The following is a 337-nucleotide window of genomic DNA, read 5'->3' as shown; positions in this document are numbered from 1 at the left end:
TAGGTATATATACAAAAAGAGACCACAGAAAACATAGACAAAGCATTTGCTCTGAACATGTTCTGTGGTCTCTCCTAATCTCCAACCGAAATATTAACTTGTTTTTAGTATATCATATGCAACGCTTACTTGAAAGCCATAGTTGCATTTACTGCTTTTTTCCAGCCACTATATAATTCTTCCTGCCTTTGATTGTCCATCTCCACTTCAAAGGTTGACTCAACCTGCCACTGTGAGGCGATCTCCTCTTTATTTTTCCAATAACCAACAGTCAGGCCAGCTAAATAGGCTGCGCCAAGTGCCGTCGTTTCATTGACAGATGGTCGCTCCACCCCGA

General features: G+C 41.5%; 1 pseudogene. It reads right to left on the bottom strand.

The features are described from left to right. Window positions 1-125 precede the first annotated feature (125 nt). Window positions 126-337, bottom strand: a pseudogene (locus tag ACQCVE_RS19615) (glycerol kinase); the annotation flags it as partial.

Source organism: Metabacillus sp. 113a, from assembly GCF_050107635.1.
GTDB lineage: Bacteria > Bacillota > Bacilli > Bacillales > Bacillaceae > Metabacillus_B.
This window is presented reverse-complemented; position numbering and strand designations above follow the sequence as displayed.